The organism is Francisella sp. 19X1-34 (assembly GCF_041102755.1).
In the GTDB taxonomy this organism is placed as follows: Bacteria; Pseudomonadota; Gammaproteobacteria; order Francisellales; family Francisellaceae; genus Francisella.
Genome location: NZ_JBGCTX010000135.1, coordinates 1 through 1,718 on the forward strand (window position 1 = coordinate 1; position 1,718 = coordinate 1,718).

Genomic DNA, 1,718 nt, shown 5'->3' on the forward strand with positions numbered 1-1,718 from the left:
TTGCACATTTTATGATTAAATTTGAAGATAGGATTGGTAGCCTATGAAAAATTTACACAAAAGTCTGTAAAGGGTCGGTCTTTGTTATGACTGAGGGTAAGTTTGTGTAGTGCTACTTGTATTGGTACTAAGCCTTCCATTGTGCTGAAGCCCACAGCTAGAGTTGATTTTTACTTATAGCTTTATGTCAATATCTGTATCATTTATTTTAGAGTTTTTAAATTGTTTTGGTGTTTTACCTATAACTTTTTTAAACTGTCTAATAAATTCACTGTCACAAGAATACCCCAAGGTTTCAACTATCTGTTTATTATTAACCCCTTCAGAAAGTAATGAAATCGCTTCTAGAATTTTTATTTGTTGTTTCCATTTATTAAAAGTCATTCCTATGTTTTTTTGAAATAATCTACTTAAAGTCTTACTACTCATAGCAAACTTATTTGCTACTTGCTGATGTAAAAGAGGCTTTGATAAGTCATTTATAATATATTCATAAATGGCTTTTATAGTTTTGTTGTTAGGTATTGATAATTTATAGTAATCTTGTAGCTCAACAGAGTTTAATTGATCAATTAATACCGTTATAACATTTTTTTCTTTTTTAGAGTTATCTCTAAAAGTTAAAACTTTGCGAATCAACTCATGTAGAAAGGGAGAAACTGAAAAAACTTGTACATTTTTAGGTAGATTTACTAATCTATCTGTACAGAAGTATAAGTTGTAATAATTAACCGGACTATCTCTCATTGCAGCATGGGGAATATTTTCTGGTATCCATATCGCGTTTGCTGATGGTATGACAAGTATTTTTTCAGCAATTCTAACTTCTATGATTCCCTTTAAACAATACATTAGTTGACCATAATTATGGTGATGAAGGTCTTTAGGTAATCGTTTACCTTTATAATTATATCCAAAAATAGGAGCTGAATTATTTTCTGCAGGGAAAACTTCTGTGAGCATTATAGGGTGTCCTAAATTGTATATAAAATGGCTATAAGTCATATATTAAGTCTTTTTTAATTTTTTTACAATGTAGATCAAATTTAAAACCCTAGAACTAGGTATAGAACTATGCTTAATAAAAAAAATTATGTTTTTTTAATTTTGATGTTAATAGTTACATTTGGTATATCAGATACTAATAAATTAAATAATAATCTTTATCTATCTATAATGACTCCTGGAGATTTATTAAATACTCACCCTCCAGCAGATCAAGATCATTTGCTTTTTGAATATGCTAAGCTTCAAGCTGATAAAATATTTAAATGGAAAAATATCTCTTTAAAAGAGAAACCTTGGCATCAAAATATTTCTATGAGAGCATATAGTAAGGACTCAAGAGGAGTTAACCTTAGAATAGTATCTAAAAATGGAGGAGAATATTTATTTTCATATATAGATATTATTACAAGAGGAAGGCATTGTAAGTTTAGTAATACTAGCAGTACAGCAACTAAAGAGGGGATCTTATATAAAATATATTTTAATCAGCTAGGTAAAGGACATGCAGCGAATAATCCATCTATTATAAAAGACCTTGATGTGTGTACGTCAACAAATAAGATAGATATTTCATTACATCATATTATTAAATTTGTATTACCTATTTTTATTACAGGTTACCATTCTGATAATACGGGTCTTTACAGATAATTGTGTAAATTTTAATTAGGTTATATATTTTAAATATAACAATAAGGGATTTACAGAAT

The 1,718-nt window shown here is 28.1% G+C and carries 2 protein-coding genes; one reads left to right on the forward strand and one right to left on the reverse strand.

Going from position 1 to position 1,718, the window contains the following annotated elements; all coding sequences use genetic code 11:
* Window positions 1-174: 174 nt before the first annotated feature.
* Window positions 175-963, reverse strand: coding sequence for a helix-turn-helix transcriptional regulator (locus AB8E56_RS11650; RefSeq protein WP_329481303.1), 789 nt, complete (start codon window positions 961-963; stop codon window positions 175-177).
* 111 nt (window positions 964-1,074) lie between these two features.
* On the opposite strand from AB8E56_RS11650, the gene AB8E56_RS11655 reads away from it, so the two are divergent.
* Window positions 1,075-1,659, forward strand: a complete 585-nt coding sequence (locus tag AB8E56_RS11655) for a hypothetical protein (protein WP_329481305.1) — start codon at window positions 1,075-1,077, stop codon at window positions 1,657-1,659.
* Window positions 1,660-1,718: the final 59 nt, after the last annotated feature.